Origin of the sequence: Leclercia sp. CFBP8987 (assembly GCF_034044995.2) — a bacterium.
GTDB classification, from domain to species: domain Bacteria; phylum Pseudomonadota; class Gammaproteobacteria; order Enterobacterales; family Enterobacteriaceae; genus Enterobacter; species Enterobacter tamurae.
Genome location: NZ_CM188255.1, coordinates 935,502 through 951,012, shown reverse-complemented (window position 1 = coordinate 951,012; position 15,511 = coordinate 935,502). Strand labels below are relative to the sequence as shown.

Below are 15,511 nucleotides of genomic sequence, written 5' to 3'. Positions count from 1 at the left end.
TAACAAGAATTGGAGAACTTTACCCATGGCACACTACAGCTTAACGCCGCGCGTCAAAGTGTTGGCAGAACGTTTACTCGCACAAAAAAGCATCCTGTGCACCGAGCATGCCACCACGCTGAATGCCCTTGATAACGATATCGCGGGGGTCCCCGCCGCCGTCAAACCGGCGCACCGCTTCTATGAACTAATGCGCCAGCTACCGCTGTGTATCAGCCCCGACGAGCTGATCGTCGGTAACCAGACCCGCAAACCACACGGGGCGATTTTCCACGAAGAGTGCGCCGCCCGTCGTCCGTCCGTCTTCCAGTTTCTCAATCTGAACAGCGACCTCGACTCTCCGGACTATAAGCTGGTGGTTGAAAAAGGTGTGCTGGCGATAAAACACCAACTGGAAGAGAAAACCCGTGCGCTGAGCAGCGCAGTCAGCCGCAGCGGTATGGACGAAGTCAACGGTTGTCGCGCCGCGATTTACGCCTGCGATGCTCTGATGGCACTGGCGCAAAAACTGGCAGAAAGCGCGGAGCAGCTTGCCGCCGCTGAAACCAATACTTACCGCAGGGCTGAACTGTTAGACAGCGCGGCCATTCTGCACCAGGTTCCGGCGCATCCGGCACGCGGCTTTAAAGAAGCCTGCCAGGCGTTCTATCTGTTCCAGCTGGCGCTGCAATTAGACAACGGCAGCTACGCCGTCAACCCGGAAGGTGCCGATAAGGCCCTGCTGCCTTACTACCAGCACGATATCAATAATGGCGCGCTGAACGAGCAGCAGGCCTATGAGATCGTTGAAAGCCTGTGGTTCAAACTGGCAGACCTTTGCGAAGTACGCGCCGCCTGCGCCGTCGATGGCTATCCGATGTTCGATGCCCTGCTGCATGGTGCGAGCCTTGAAAACGCCAGTATCAATGCGCTGTCTGATATGTTCATCAACGCCCAGCGCAACCTCAGCGCGCTGAATCTGCCGGTGCGTCTGTTTAAAGGCGTGCAGCACGTTTCCACCGCGCCGTGCGCCGCCTGGAGCGACACGCCGGTGATGGAAGGTCTGACCCCACGCATGCAGCGCCTGCGCAACCACTACCTGACCGTGCGCCCAAGCGTCGCTATCTACCGCGCGCTGGCCTTTACCGAAGTGGTAAAAGCCAACCCCGGAATGCCGACGATTCTTTTGCGCGCCAAAGCCTTCCGCCACGCCTGCGAAACCGCGCCGATTCTGATTCAGGACGATGAGCTGATCGTCGGCCATCCGTGTGGCAAGCCGCGCGCGGGAGCCTTCTCGCCGGATATCGCCTGGCGCTGGGTACGCGACGAACTGGAAACCATGAGCACCCGTCCACAGGATCCTTTTGAGATCAGCGAAGAAGATAAGAAAACCATTCGCGAAGAGATCGTACCGTTCTGGGAAGGCCGTTCGCTGGATGAGATCTGCGAGGCACAATACCGCGAAGCGGGCGTGTGGGCGTTCAGCGGCGAAACCTTCGTCAGCGACCTCTCCTACCATCAGATCAACGGCGGGGGCGATACTTGCCCGGGCTACGACGTGCTGCTGTTTACTAAAGGGATGAAAGGCATCAAAGCCGATGCCGAAGCGCATCTCGCCAGCCTGAGCATGGAAAACCCGGACGATATCGACCGCATCTACTACTACAAAGCGGCCATTGAGACCTGCGAAGGGGTGGTGAACTATGCCCATCGCATTGCCGCCCATGCCCGCGAGCTGGCTACGAATGAGCCGAACGCCCAGCGCCGCGCCGAATTGCTGACCATTGCCGAGGTGAACCAGAACGTTCCGGCTAATCCACCGAAAACCCTGCAGGAAGCGCTGCAAAGTATCTGGACCGTGGAGTCGCTGTTTGAAATCGAAGAGAACCAGACCGGCCTGTCGCTGGGTCGCGTCGACCAGTACTGCTACCCGATGTTCGAAGCCGATATCCGCGAAGGCCGCCTGACCCACGACGCCGCGCTGGAACTGATGCAGGCCTTTATCATCAAGTGCGCCGAGCTGATGTGGATGTCCAGCGAACTGGGGGCGAAATACTTTGCCGGTTACCAGCCATTTATCAACCTGACCGTTGGCGGTCAGAAGCGCTCCGGCGGCGATGCCTGTAACGATCTGACGTACCTGATTATGGATGCCGTGCGCTTCGTGAAGGTGTACCAGCCGTCGCTGGCCTGCCGTATTCACAATCAGTCGCCGCAAAAGTACATGGAAAAAATCGTCGATGTGGTGAAGGCGGGGATGGGTTTCCCGGCCTGCCACTTCGATGACTCCCATATCAAGATGATGCTGCGCAAAGGGTTCGACTTTGAAGACGCCCGCGACTACTGCCTGATGGGTTGCGTCGAACCGCAGAAATCGGGGCGTATCTACCAGTGGACCTCCACCGGCTACACCCAATGGCCAATCGCCATCGAGTTCGTGCTCAACCGTGGTCGGATGGTGCTGTTCGACAGCTATCAGGGGCTGGATACCGGCGACCTGCGCGACCTGCACACCTTCGAAGAATTCGATGCGGCGGTGAAAAAGCAGATTGCCCATATCGTACGCCTGTCGGCGATTGGCACGGTGATCAGCCAGCGCGTCCACCGCGACGTGGCGCCGAAGCCGCTGATGTCGCTGCTGGTGGAAGGCTGCATGGAGCAGGGTAAAGACGTGGCCGCCGGCGGCGCGATGATCAACCACGGACCGGGGCTGATCTTCTCCGGGCTGGCGACCTATGTCGACTCCCTCGCCGCGATCCGCAAGCTGGTATTTGAGGACAAGAAATACACCCTCGAGCAGATGCGCGACGCGATGCTGGCAAACTTCGAAGGCTTTGAAGGCCTGCGCCGCGACTGCCTCAACGCACCGAAGTACGGCAACGACGACAACTACGTTGACCAGTATGCGCTGGATATCACCGAGTGGACCGAGCGCGAGTGCCGTAAGTACCAGATGCTCTACTCCACGCTGAGCCACGGCACCCTGTCCATCTCCAACAACACCCCCATTGGTGAGCTGACCAACGCCACACCGAACGGTCGCCTGGCGTGGATGCCGCTCTCTGACGGTATCAGTCCAACTCAGGGCGCGGATAAGCAGGGTCCGACCGCGATCATCAAGTCGGTGAGCAAGATGAATGTGGAAACCATGAACATCGGCATGGTGCACAACTTCAAGTTCCTTAAAGGACTGCTTGATACCCCGGAAGGTCGCCATGGCCTGATCACTCTGCTGCGCACCGCGTCGATTCTCGGCAACGGCCAGATGCAGTTCAGCTATGTCGATAACGAAGTACTGAAAAAGGCCCAGCAAGAGCCAGAAAAATACCGCGATCTGATCGTTCGCGTGGCGGGTTATAGCGCCTACTTCGTTGAGCTGTGCAAAGAAGTTCAGGACGAGATTATCAGCCGTACGGTGATTGAGAAGTTCTGATAAACAGACAGACGTTTCGGGACAGGGATGTCCCGCTATTTTTCTGGAGGAAGCGTGTATACAGAATTAACCGGCCGAATATTCAATATTCAGAAATATTCGATCTATGACGGCGATGGCATTCGCACGTTGGTGTTTTTCAAAGGCTGCAATATTCGTTGTCCGTGGTGCGCCAACCCCGAAGGGCTGAGCAGCCAGTTTCAGGTGATGTTCTCAGAGGATAAATGCATTAACTGCGGCGACTGCGTGAACGTCTGTCCGATGGGTATTCACTCCCGCGCGGATGAAAACGGCGAAATGAAGCACGTCGTCAACCGCAATAAAGACTGTATAGGCTGTCGCAAGTGCGAAGAGATTTGTACCCGGAATGCGCTCGATATTATGGGCAAAGACGTGACCGTCAGCGAACTGATGGAGATCATCATGCAGGATTATGATTTTTATATCGCTTCCGGCGGCGGCGTCACTATCGGCGGCGGCGAAATGAGCCTGCAAACCGATTTTGCCGTCGCGCTATTTAGTGAATGCAAAAAGATGATGCTCAATACCGCCGTGGAAACGCAGGGCACGACTCCGCTGGCTAATTATCAAAAGCTGGCGCCGGTGACTGACACCTTCTTATTCGATATTAAGCAAATTAACAGCGAGCACCATAAAGCGTTATTTGGCATTGGCAACGAAGGCATTCGCCGCAATCTGGAATGGCTGGTGGATTCTGGCGCTAACGTGATCATTCGCATGCCGCTGGTTCGTGGATATAACGACTCCTTCGATGCCATTACCGGGGCTATTGATTATGTACAAAAGCTGGCGAAGCGCGGAAATATCCGCCGCATCGATATGTTGCCGTACCACCAGCTCGGGCGCAAAAAATATGAACGTCTCGATATACCCTACCCCATTACCCAGGACCCGACTTATTCCGCCGAAGAGTTAGATCGGCTGGAGAGGTTCTTCACGCAGTTTGATTTTGATATTCGCTTAGTTCGCCATTAACAGGAGCCGACAATGAAAAGTTTAGGCGTAATTGAAACGCGAGGATTAGTGGCCGCCGTTCAGGCGGTGGATGCCGCCTGTAAAAGCGCAGGCGTAACCTGCATCGGCTATCGTAAAGTCGGTTCGGGGCTAGTGAGTGTCTGTTTTGCAGGTGAGATCAGCGCCATTCACACCGCTATCGAACGTGGCGTCGCCGTTGCAGCGGCCATTGACCCGCAGGTCAATTCTCTGGTGATCGCCCGTCCTGAGCGCAGCGTCGTGGAAGCTCTCAGCTCCTTAAAAGGTCGCCCCCCGCGCGCTGAACCCCCCGCTGTAGCGCCTCCTGAAGTTGACGTCGTCGAGCCCGCCCCCCCGCTCGTGCAGGTGCCGGCGGAAGTTAAAAATGCGGCTATGGGGAAAGGGAAAAAGGGATGATCGACACTCTGCTACATGAAAAAATCGCCGCCCGCCTGAGCCATGTTGCTCCGGCCATTCCGGTCGGCATCTCTAACCGCCATGTCCATCTGGCGCAGCAGGACGTCGAAGCGTTGTTTGGCAAGGGCTACGTCCTGACGCCATTTAAGCCGCTGCACCAGCCGGGGCAGTTCGCCGCCAAGGAGTGCGTCACCGTGGTTGGCCCGAAGGGCTCGCTCACCCATGTTCGCGTCCTTGGCCCGACCCGCCCGGTATCGCAGCTGGAAATCTCCCGCGCCGACTGCTTTGCGCTCGGTATACAAGCGCCGGTGCGCGAATCCGGTCAACTGGAAAATGCGGGCAGCGCCCTGCTGATCGGCCCGGTAGGCCATGTTGAACTGCACTCTCAGGTGATCTGCGCCTGGCGACATATCCATATGTCGCCCCAGGATGCCCGTCAGCTGAACGTCACCAATGGCCAGAAGGTTAGCGTCCGCAGCAACGGCGAACGCCAGTTGACCTTCGATGAAGTGGTAGTGCGGGTACGCGAAGACTTCGCGCTGGAGTTTCATATTGATACCGAAGAGGCCAACGCCGCCGGCCTGAAAAACGGCGCGCAGGTCATGCTCATCGGTTAAACGGAGGCTCGCCATGACCGACGAACAAATTGAATGCCTGGTTGAACGCATTATTCAACGTCTGCGGTCGCCAGTACTGGTGATGGTAACCGCCGCGGCAGGCTATCGTCATGCCATTCGCCAGCGGCTGGCCGACTGCGGCGAGAGTCTGCATCTGGTGCTGGATGGCGAAATTGAAGACAACGAGCAGTGGCAGGCTATCGGTAAAACGCTGTCTGCGGCCGACTGGCAACATGGACTGCCTTCAGCTCCGTATAAAGCGCTGCTGCTGCCATTTCTTGACTACCCGCTGGCGGCGGATCTGGTGCATGGCTCCCTGCACAGTCCACTTGCCCGCCGCGTGCACGATGCTCTGCTGAGCGGCCTGCCGGTGCTGGCGCTGCGCTATCACTGCGATCCCGCCAGCGAGCTTAACCAGCTGCAGGGCGCGCAGCCGAACTCCGCCTACGCCGGACATATACAGGCCACGCTTGCCCGCCTGGTCGAATGTGGGGTTACGCTCTGCACCATGAATGAGCTGCTGGCCAGGCTGGCATCGGGTAGCGACGTCACGGCACCTCAGGCAGGCACCGTGCGGCGTTATCTCACTGTCACAGACGTGGTGAATAATCCGGCGCTGGCCTGTGCACCCGAAGCGCAGTTAACCGATGCCGCCAGTGATTTTTTAAAAAACAGAAAAAAGAACCTTACCTTAACCAGTTAACCCGGAGTTTAATTTATGTCTTCAAAAACAAAATGTTGGCTATGGATGCTGTTGGTTATTGTTTCAGAAACCTCCGCCACGTCCACCCTTAAAATGTTCGGCAGCAGTGAAGGGAGCACCAAAATGCTGCTGCTCGGGCTACTGGTGCTGCTGTACTGCACCTGCTACTACTCGCTGTCCCGCGCGGTGAAGGATATTCCCGTCGGGCTGGCCTACGCCACCTGGTCCGGCACCGGTATCCTCGTGGTCTCCACGCTGGGAATGGCGTTTTACGGCCAGCACCCGGATACTGCCGCCATCATCGGTATGTCGGTGATCGCCGCAGGCATCATCATCATGAATCTGTTTTCGAAAATGGGCAGCGAGGAGAGCGATGTTGCTCCCGCAGAACCGGTTAACCCTCTGGATACGAAAACCGCCAACTAACAGGAAAGGAAAAGCACAACATGTTTAATCTTGGATTTTTATGGCTGGCACTCTCTATCTGCTCCGAAATTACCGGCACCTCTATGATCAAAAAGACTAATGGATTCAGCAAGCTGGGGCCTTCCCTGCTGGTGATCTGCGCCTATTCCCTGTGCTATTTCGCCCTGACCCGCGCGATGAGCACCATCCCTGTCGGCGTGGCCTACTCTCTGTGGTGTGGGTTCGGGATAGTAGGAGTCACTATTTGCTCCATGATCCTGTATAAGCAAAAACCAGATCTGCCTGCGATCTTCGCTATGCTGCTGATTATCTCTGGCGGCATTATTATGAACGTGTTTTCGCAGATGTAACGACTGTCGGGTCTTCGCGGCGTTCAGTGAAGGCCCGGATAACAGAAAAAGCTCTCAGACATTTTTCGTATGAGTAAGGGTGCACACGTTGCTCTACACTGGCAGCAGCTCTTGCTTCTGACCCTTTTAAAATGATAACCATCGAAAAATCCAGCCCGACCTCCACCGACTCGGAGGCACTTATCGAGCAACTCTCCGCTGAGCTGGCCGCGATTACTGGTGACAGCGGTAAAAGTCACTTTAATCCCCAGGATGTCTCAGGTGCGCGGGCCGTGTGGGCCATCGCGAAAGATGAAAACAATCATCCCGTTGGCTGCGGCGCGTTGCGGCCCCTCTCGGACACCACTGCCGAACTCAAGCGAATGTTCTCTTCCCGCGCTTATCCGGGCACGGGGGCAGCGCTGCTCGCCTGGCTTGAAGAGGCGGCGCGAACGATGGGCTATCGTGAGCTGTGGCTGGAGACGCGAAAGATTAACACTCGTGCCGTGCAGTTTTACCTGAAGCATGGCTATGCACAGATAAACAACTATGGCCCCTATGTCGGGCGTGAAGAGGCGATCTGTCTGGCAAAACGGTTACCGGACCAGGCCTGATTACTCTCCCGCCAGAATCACGTATCATTGCCCTCCCCTGTTTTCGCTCATGCCATTACTGTCCTATGAATCTCAATTCCCTCTGTTATTTTCTTCTGGTCCTTACCGCGGTGGGCAGCACCCTGCTGCCACACCCTTTGCCGACGTGGTTTGTGCTTTCCAGCGTGCTGACGCTGGTTATCTACGGTGCAGACAAACTGGCGGCCCGCAAAGCCTGGCGCCGGGTACCTGAGTCGACATTGCTGCTATTTGGCGTGGTGGGCGGATGGCCTGGGGCGATCCTCGGCCAGCAGCTGTTTCGCCATAAAACCCGGAAACAGCCGTTCAGGACGTACTTTATGATCACTGTAGTAGTGAACGTCGTGGTGCTGCTGGCAGCCTGGCGGTTCTGGCCTTGATTGACAGCCGCTTGTGAAACATGGTTGTATAGTACAACTAAATAGCACAAGTTAAGGTTAATGATGGCTGATTCGTCGATTGTTGAAGAAATTCGTATCTCGTCGCGCCTGATGGTGCGGGAACTCGGATTCATGAATCACACCCTGGCGGCAACGGACTACTCCCCTTCTGTGGTGCATACCCTACTGGAAATGGAGAGCCGGGGCTCAATGACGGCAGCCCAGATCGTGCAGGTTCTGGGACTGGAGAAATCCAGCGTCAGTCGGATGCTCGCCAAACTGATTAAGGCCGGTGAGCTGGAAGAAACCCCCTCCACGGAAGATGCACGGTTCAAGCAGCTGAGCCTTAGCGCACAGGGCAAAGAAACGGTGCGCAAGATTAATGCCTACGGCAATGAACGCGTCATTTCTGCTCTGCAAAAAATGGACGCCAGCCAGCAGCGCATCGTTTCCGAGGGTCTTGGCTTCTATGCCAGCGCCCTGAAAGCCTGCCGCGATGATGCCGACCTGAACACCAGGAGCGCCATCGAGATTGTCTCTGGCTATCACCCGGGCATGATTGGCCGCATAACGGAAATGCATGGCAGCTTTTATGCTCGCGAGCACAATTTCGGCAGTTTCTTTGAGAGTAAAGTCGCCGCGGGCCTGGCAGAATTTTCAGGGCGTCTGGATAACCCGGACAATCAAATCTGGCTGGCAATGCTCAACGGGCGCATCGTCGGCTCTGTCGCCATTGATGGCGAAGACCTGGGAAACAACGAGGCGCATTTGCGCTGGTTTATCCTGGATGACGGCTGTCGCGGCAGCGGCGTGGGCAGAAAGCTGATTGCCGAAGCGATGAAATTTTGCGATGAGAAGGCGTTTTCTGCGGTTCAGCTGTGGACCTTCAATAAGCTGGCGGCGGCGCGGCGTTTGTATGAGTCATTCGGTTTTGAATTAACAAAAGAGTGGCAGGGCGACCAGTGGGGTAGCTCCATCACCGAGCAACAGTTTACGCGCAGATAACTCATTCACAGGCCGGGTAAGCGTAGCATCACCCGGCGTATGAGCTGGCCCGCCCTTCACCACCTCCCCTTTCCCCCTGCCACTTATCAAATCGCCTCATAACAGCATTCTCGATTTAAGAGTAATCCCACCCCCATCGCCGTCTATGCTTAACGTTTAAAAAAACAGACGACACAGTCGCACCCTCTCTCTTTTTTATCCCCTTTACATACCGGAGGCCTGGCATGAGCAACCAAGGCGAATACCCTGAAGATGGTCAGTCGCACGATTTCAGCCTGTCCCGACGGGATCTGATCAAAGTCAGTGCCGCAGCGGCGGCAACCGCGGCCGTTTATCCCTGTGGCGCACTGGCCGAGGGCGAACCCGCCGTTACGCCCCCACCTGAGATCCTGCCCCTGACGCTGCGCGTTAACGGCAAAAGTCAGCAACTTGAGGTGGATACACGCACTACCCTACTGGATGCGCTGCGCGAGAATTTGCAGCTTACCGGCACCAAAAAAGGCTGTGACCATGGCCAGTGCGGGGCCTGTACCGTGCTGGTGGATGGCCGCCGGATTAATGCCTGCCTGACGCTGGCTGTCATGCATCAGGATGCCGATATCACCACTATCGAAGGACTGGGTACGCCTGACAATCTGCATCCCATGCAGGCGGCATTTATCAAACATGATGGTTTCCAGTGCGGTTACTGTACATCAGGGCAAATCTGCTCTTCTGTCGCGGTCCTGAAAGAGATCGAGGCGGGCATTCCCAGCCACGTCACGCTCGATCTTGTCTCCCCTCCACCAATGAATGCGGATGAAATTCGCGAACGCATGAGCGGCAACATCTGTCGCTGCGGCGCGTACGCCAACATTCTGGACGCCATCGAAGACGCTGCGGGGGAGCTTAAATCATGAAAGCCTTCACCTATGAACGGGTAAAAACCCCGGCCGAAGCTGCTGCCAGCGCCAGGGATAAAAGCGGCGCAAAATTTATCGCCGGTGGCACTAACCTGCTTGATCTAATGAAGCTGGAGATCGAGACCCCCACCCATCTGATCGACGTCAACGGGCTCGGTCTGGACCAGATTGTCGCCACTGACGAGGGTGGTCTGCGCATTGGCGCGCTGGTGCGAAACACCGATCTGGCCGCCGACGAGCGCGTGCGCCGTGACTATGGTGTGCTTTCCAGGGCGCTACTGGCGGGCGCTTCCGGGCAGTTACGCAACCAGGCCACCACGGCCGGTAATCTTCTTCAGCGTACGCGCTGCCCCTATTTTTACGACACCAACCAGCCCTGCAATAAACGCCTTCCCGGCAGCGGCTGCGCGGCGCTGGAAGGTTTTAGCCGTCAGCACGCGGTCGTGGGCGGCAGCGAAGCCTGTATTGCCACGCATCCGGGTGACATGCCTGTCGCGATGCGCCTGCTGGATGCGGTAGTGGAAACCATTTCCGCTGACGGCAAAGCGCGCAATATCCCGCTGGCCGATTTTTATCGCGCCCCGGGGAAAACGCCCCATATTGAAACCGTTCTGACGCCAGGGGAGCTGATCACCGCCGTCACCCTGCCGCCACCTGTCGGTGGGCAGCACATCTACCGTAAAGTCCGCGATCGCGCCTCCTACGCCTTTGCGCTGGTATCGGTCGCCGCGATTGTCCAGCCCGACGGTAGCGGACGCGTCGCCCTGGGCGGCGTGGCCCATAAGCCCTGGCGGGTTGAGCAGGCCGATGCGCAACTCCCTCAGGGCGCTCAGGCCGTCTATGACGCGTTGTTTGCCGACGCTCACCCGACGCCTGAAAACGCGTTCAAATTAACCCTGGCGAAGCGAACGCTTGCCTCCGTGCTGACAGAAGCGAGGGCTGTGGTATGAAATTCGATAAACCCGCAGGTGAAAACCCGATCGATCGCTTAAAAGTGGTCGGTCAGCCCCGGGACCGTATTGACGGCGCATTAAAAACCACCGGCACGGCACACTACGCCTACGAATGGCATGATAAGGCGCCCAATGCGGCCTATGGCTATGTCGTTGGATCGGCGATCGCCAAAGGCGAGATCGCTACCCTCGACACCCAGGCTGCGAAAAACGCGCCGGGCGTGCTAACGGTAATCACCGCCAGTAACGCAGGCGAGCTCGGCAAAGGCGAAAGAAACGCGGCCACGCTGCTGGGCGGCCCGAAGATAGAGCACTACCATCAGGCCGTTGCGCTGGTGGTGGCAGAGACCTTTGAGCAGGCCCGGGCGGCAGCGTCGCTGGTGCAGGTAAGCTACCGGCGTGAAAAAGGATCGTACTCGCTGGCGGATGAAAAACCCAATGTTAAACAGCCTCCCGAGGATACGCCCGATAAAAACACCGGGAATTTTGAATCCGCCTTTTCCACCGCCGCGGTGAAGCTGGATGCCACCTACACCACTCCCGACCAGAGCCATATGGCGATGGAGCCGCACGCCTCGATGGCCGCCTGGGAGGGCGATAAGGTGACAGTCTGGACCTCCAACCAGATGGTGGCCTGGTGTCGCACCGATCTGGCGGAGACCCTGAAGATCCCAGAGGAGAATGTGCGCGTCATCTCCCCGTATATCGGCGGCGGCTTTGGCGGGAAGTTGTTCCTGCGTAGCGATGCGCTGCTGGCCGCGCTGGCCGCCCGCACCATAAAACGCCCGGTTAAGGTGATGCTGTCGCGACCGACGATCCCCAATAACACCACCCACCGTCCGGCCACCATTCAACATATCCGTATTGGCACTGACAGCGCCGGGAAAATCACCGCCATCGCCCACGACAGCTGGTCCGGCAATCTTCCCGGCGGTACGCCGGAGACGGCAGTTCAGCAGACTGAACTGCTCTACGCTGGCGCGAATCGCCATACCGGTCTGCGGCTGGCCAAACTGGATCTGCCGGAGGGCAACGCCATGCGCGCCCCTGGCGAAGCACCAGGTATGATGGCGCTGGAGATCGCCATCGACGAGCTGGCGGAAAAAGCGGGCGTCGATCCGGTTGAATTTCGCATCCTCAATGACACTCAGGTCGATCCGGCCGATCCCAGTCGGCCTTTTTCCCGTCGTCAGCTGATCGAGTGCCTGCGCACCGGCGCTGAGGAGTTTGGCTGGAAACAGCGCAACGCGACGCCCGGCCAGGTTCGCGACGGTCGCTGGCTGGTGGGTATCGGCATGGCCGCCGGTTTTCGTAATAACCTGTTAGATAAATCCGCCGCCCGGGTGCATCTCGACGCGGCCGGGAACGTGACGGTCGAAACCGACATGACCGACATCGGCACCGGGAGCTATACCATCATCGCCCAGACGGCAGCGGAGATGCTGGGGGTGCCGCTGGAAAAGGTGACGGTTCACCTCGGTGATTCGAGCTTCCCGGTCTCCGCCGGATCAGGGGGACAATGGGGGGCCAACACCTCTACCTCGGGGGTGTACGCCGCCTGCGTGAAGCTGCGCGAAAGCATTGCCACGAAGCTGGGGTTTGATCCCAACCAGGCGCAGTTTAGCGACGGCAAGATAACGACTGATACCCGCAGCGCGGATATTGCCGAGGCCGCCGCCAATGGCACGCTGACTGCCGAGGACGGCATCGAGTTCGGCGATCTGGATAAGCAGTATCAGCAGTCAACCTTTGCCGGACACTTTATCGAGGTGGGCGTGGATAGCGCCACCGGGGAAGTGCGGGTGCGCCGGATGCTCGCGGTGTGCGCAGCCGGACGCATCCTTAACCCGAAAACCGCCCGCAGTCAGGTTATCGGTGCGATGACCATGGGGCTGGGTGCGGCGCTGATGGAAGAGCTGGCGGTGGATACCCGGCTGGGCTATTTCGTCAACCACGATATGGCCGGGTATGAAGTCCCGGTCCATGCCGATGTTCCCGAGCAGAAGGTCATTTTCCTCGACGACACCGACCCTATCTCCTCGCCGATGAAAGCCAAAGGCGTGGGTGAGCTGGGCCTGTGCGGCGTGGGCGCGGCTATTGCCAATGCGGTGTATAACGCGACGGGGGTGAGAGTCCGGGACTATCCCATCACCCTCGATAAACTGCTCAGCAACCTGCCGGACGCGGTTTAAGGAGGAACCATGCCCCAACTTTTTAATCTGGCGGACGATCTGCGCCGGACGCCGGAACGGGCGTTTCTCACCGACGACAGCCGGGAGATAATGCGCTTCGCGGTAGAGACCCTGATGTCCGGCCAGGAGGCGGCGCTGGTGATGCTGACGGAGATACGCGGCGGCGCGGCGCGATCCCTGGGGGCGCAGATGGTGGTGCGTGAGGATGGCCAGTACTGTGGCTTTGTCTCCGGGGGCTGCGTCGAAGCGGCGGCGGCGTTTGAAGCGCTGGAGGTCATCGCGACAGGAGAGGATCGCGAGGTGCGTTACGGTCAGGGCTCCCCCTGGTTCGACATTGTCCTCCCGTGCGGCGGGGGGATTACGCTTGCCATTCATAAGCTGCGTTCGGCGCAGCCGCTGCTGGCGGTGCTGAATCGCCTTGAGCAGCGCCAGCCCGCCGGGTTGCGCTACGCCCCGCAGAGCCAAACCCTCACCTTCCTGCCTGCGACCACCCGAACCGGCTGGCATAACAACGGCATTGAGATGTGCTTCCACCCCTGCGTGCAGGTGCTGATCCACGGGGGGTCCATCGAAGCGCAGGCGACGGCTCAACTTGCGGCGGCGGCAGGGTATGACGTTTGTCATTTCGATCCCTTCTCGGGTCACCCTGCTTCGCAGATTGATGCTGACACGGCGGTGATCCTGCTGTGGCACGATCTTCACCGGGAACTGCCCGTTCTGCAGGCCGCCCGCAACGCGAACCCCTTTTACATCGGCGCGCTGGGCAGCCAGCGAACCCATATGCAGCGGCGGCAAAAGCTCAGTGAGCTGGGCTGGCGGGAGGAAGAGATAGATCGCATCAAGGCGCCGATCGGCATCTTCCCGAAAGCCCGGGATGCGCGCACCCTGGCGCTGTCCGTTCTGGCAGACGTGGCCGCCGCGCGCCTGCGTCGGGACGAAGGCTAATGTCCTCGTCGGTTGTGCTTATTCTCGCCGCCGGACGTGGCGAACGGTTTCTCGCTTCGGGGGGCAAAACCCATAAGCTGGAGGCGTTGTTGGACGGGAAAACCGTGCTGGCACATGTCATTCAGGCGGTAGAAGCCGCGCACCTGCCCTGGCATCTGGTCAGGCCCGAGGGCGGCACCTGTGGCATGGGGGAGTCGATCTCACTTGGGGTGCAGGCGACGGCTGAGGCGTCGGGATGGTTGATTCTGCCTGCGGATCTGCCGTTGATCCAGCCAGCTTCCTTGCTGAGTGTCGCTGAAGGGCTTGGGGAGAAAGGGATTGTGGTTCCTCACCACCAGCAGCAGGCGGGGCACCCGGTGGGCTTCCGGCGGGAATATCGCGAGGCGTTGTTGGGGTTAAGTGGAGACAGGGGCGCACGGGAGATAGTCATGGATGCGCGCAGCCAGGGGGATGTTCTGGATCTTTCGCTGGCGGATTATGGGGTTACGTTTGATATCGATACGCTGGCAGATTTACGGACAGCGCAGGAAATACGGTAGGTAACCTCCGATGTTCCTGACTGATACGGGTTTAACTACCCTTATCCAGGGTAGTAGAATTCAATTTCAATCTGATTGGCCAGCCCGTTAATTTGACTGCCGGACATGCCGGTCAAGAAAATCACGCACGTCGATACCTATCTCTTGAGCATGCGTTTCAAGGGCGAAGTGGCCGGTGTCATAAAAGTGTATTTCAGCTTCAGGCAGATCACGTTTCCAGGCTTCAGCTCCCGCCGCCATGAAAAACGGATCGTTTTTTCCCCATACGGCTAATAATGGTGGCTGATACTGGCGGAAATAGTGCTGAAACAGCGGGTACATCTTCACGTTAGAAGCATAATCCAGTAGCAGATCCAGCTGAATATCCGCATTACCCGGCCGTAATACCTGCATCCCTTCAAGCGTATAACCATCAGGTGAAACCAGACTCTGATCGGCAACCCCTTCCAGATACTGCCATTTGATTGAAGCTGGCGTCGGGAATTCACTCAGCGAACGTCGGTTTTCAGAAGTGGGTTCGTGCCAGTATTTCTGTATAGGTGCCCAGGCCTCTCCCAGGCCCTCTTCGTAGGCATTGCCATTCTGAGAAATAAGGGCTGTCACGCGCTGCGGATGGGCTAATGCCAGACGCCATCCGACAGGGGCACCGTAGTCGTGGACCATCAGAGCATAGCTATCGAGATTGAGCGCTTCGGTAAACTGCTCAATGGTCTTAGCAAGCTGGTCAAAGGTATACGCATATTCACCTCGTGCTGGCGCCTCGGTAAAACCAAAGGCCGGCAAATCTGGCGCGATGAGATGATAACGATCGGCCAACTGGGCAATAAGATCACGGAACATAAAGGATGAGCCCGCGAAGCCGTGAAGCATCAGCAATACAGGTGCAGCCGGATCGCCTGCTTCCCGGTAGAAAACGTTAACATCGCCTGACTGTTGATAGCGGTAATGGATCTGCGTAGCTGGCGAGGCAGATGCGTTATCTGTGATGGAGGTGGTCATGACAAATTCCTTGTAACCGTTAAATTGATAATTTGAAGGTTACATGCAAATTTGGTAACCTGTCAAA

The 15,511-nt window shown here is 57.8% G+C and carries 16 protein-coding genes; 15 read left to right on the top strand and 1 reads right to left on the bottom strand.

Features of this window, described 5'->3' with window-relative positions:
* The first annotated feature begins 25 nt into the window (after positions 1-25).
* From cutC to SOM40_RS04390, 15 genes are all read left to right on the top strand, one after another.
* On the top strand, positions 26-3,412 hold the full coding sequence (gene cutC / locus SOM40_RS04460) for a choline trimethylamine-lyase (protein WP_320530599.1): 3,387 nt from the start codon (positions 26-28) through the stop codon (positions 3,410-3,412).
* A 27-nt stretch (positions 3,413-3,439) separates the two neighbouring features.
* Complete coding sequence (gene cutD / locus SOM40_RS04455; protein ID WP_414672286.1) at positions 3,440-4,408, top strand: choline TMA-lyase-activating enzyme; 969 nt, start codon at positions 3,440-3,442, stop codon at positions 4,406-4,408.
* Positions 4,409-4,420: 12 nt separating this feature from the next.
* The gene (locus SOM40_RS04450) at positions 4,421-4,822 is read left to right on the top strand and encodes a BMC domain-containing protein (RefSeq protein WP_320530597.1); all 402 of its coding nucleotides are present in this window, start codon (positions 4,421-4,423) and stop codon (positions 4,820-4,822) included.
* The gene (locus tag SOM40_RS04445) at positions 4,819-5,439 is read left to right on the top strand and encodes a phosphate propanoyltransferase (protein WP_320530596.1); all 621 of its coding nucleotides are present in this window, start codon (positions 4,819-4,821) and stop codon (positions 5,437-5,439) included. The genes SOM40_RS04450 and SOM40_RS04445 overlap by 4 nt, the downstream gene beginning before the upstream one ends.
* Before the next feature lie 13 nt (positions 5,440-5,452).
* On the top strand, positions 5,453-6,142 hold the full coding sequence (locus SOM40_RS04440) for a hypothetical protein (protein ID WP_261641745.1): 690 nt from the start codon (positions 5,453-5,455) through the stop codon (positions 6,140-6,142).
* Positions 6,143-6,157: 15 nt separating this feature from the next.
* Entirely contained in the window at positions 6,158-6,568 is a 411-nt protein-coding gene (locus SOM40_RS04435; RefSeq protein ID WP_261641743.1) for a DMT family transporter, read from the top strand.
* Between the two features lie 20 nt (positions 6,569-6,588).
* Positions 6,589-6,918, top strand: coding sequence for a DMT family transporter (locus SOM40_RS04430; protein WP_261641740.1), 330 nt, complete (start codon positions 6,589-6,591; stop codon positions 6,916-6,918).
* 131 nt (positions 6,919-7,049) lie between these two features.
* Positions 7,050-7,511 (top strand): GNAT family N-acetyltransferase, encoded by a 462-nt coding sequence (locus SOM40_RS04425; protein ID WP_225759433.1) that lies wholly within the window; start codon positions 7,050-7,052, stop codon positions 7,509-7,511.
* A 65-nt stretch (positions 7,512-7,576) separates the two neighbouring features.
* On the top strand, positions 7,577-7,909 hold the full coding sequence (locus SOM40_RS04420; protein WP_106992071.1) for a DUF1294 domain-containing protein: 333 nt from the start codon (positions 7,577-7,579) through the stop codon (positions 7,907-7,909).
* 60 nt (positions 7,910-7,969) lie between these two features.
* Positions 7,970-8,914, top strand: coding sequence for a bifunctional helix-turn-helix transcriptional regulator/GNAT family N-acetyltransferase (locus tag SOM40_RS04415; RefSeq protein ID WP_320530595.1), 945 nt, complete (start codon positions 7,970-7,972; stop codon positions 8,912-8,914).
* A gap of 224 nt (positions 8,915-9,138) precedes the next feature.
* Entirely contained in the window at positions 9,139-9,813 is a 675-nt protein-coding gene (gene paoA, locus SOM40_RS04410; RefSeq protein WP_166181670.1) for an aldehyde dehydrogenase iron-sulfur subunit PaoA, read from the top strand.
* Complete coding sequence (locus tag SOM40_RS04405; RefSeq protein ID WP_261641729.1) at positions 9,810-10,766, top strand: FAD binding domain-containing protein; 957 nt, start codon at positions 9,810-9,812, stop codon at positions 10,764-10,766. Before paoA ends, SOM40_RS04405 begins: the two co-directional genes overlap by 4 nt.
* Entirely contained in the window at positions 10,763-12,961 is a 2,199-nt protein-coding gene (paoC, locus tag SOM40_RS04400; protein WP_320530594.1) for an aldehyde oxidoreductase molybdenum-binding subunit PaoC, read from the top strand. Before SOM40_RS04405 ends, paoC begins: the two co-directional genes overlap by 4 nt.
* Positions 12,962-12,970: 9 nt before the next feature.
* Positions 12,971-13,906 carry an XdhC family protein gene (locus SOM40_RS04395; protein ID WP_106992066.1) on the top strand — a complete coding sequence of 312 codons (936 nt, stop codon included), beginning with the start codon at positions 12,971-12,973 and terminating at the stop codon, positions 13,904-13,906.
* Positions 13,906-14,445 carry a nucleotidyltransferase family protein gene (locus tag SOM40_RS04390; RefSeq protein ID WP_106992065.1) on the top strand — a complete coding sequence of 180 codons (540 nt, stop codon included), beginning with the start codon at positions 13,906-13,908 and terminating at the stop codon, positions 14,443-14,445. The genes SOM40_RS04395 and SOM40_RS04390 overlap by 1 nt, the downstream gene beginning before the upstream one ends.
* A gap of 87 nt (positions 14,446-14,532) precedes the next feature.
* On the opposite strand, the gene SOM40_RS04385 is transcribed toward SOM40_RS04390, so the two are convergent.
* Positions 14,533-15,444, bottom strand: a complete 912-nt coding sequence (locus SOM40_RS04385) for an alpha/beta fold hydrolase (RefSeq protein WP_106992064.1) — start codon at positions 15,442-15,444, stop codon at positions 14,533-14,535.
* Positions 15,445-15,511 lie beyond the last annotated feature (67 nt).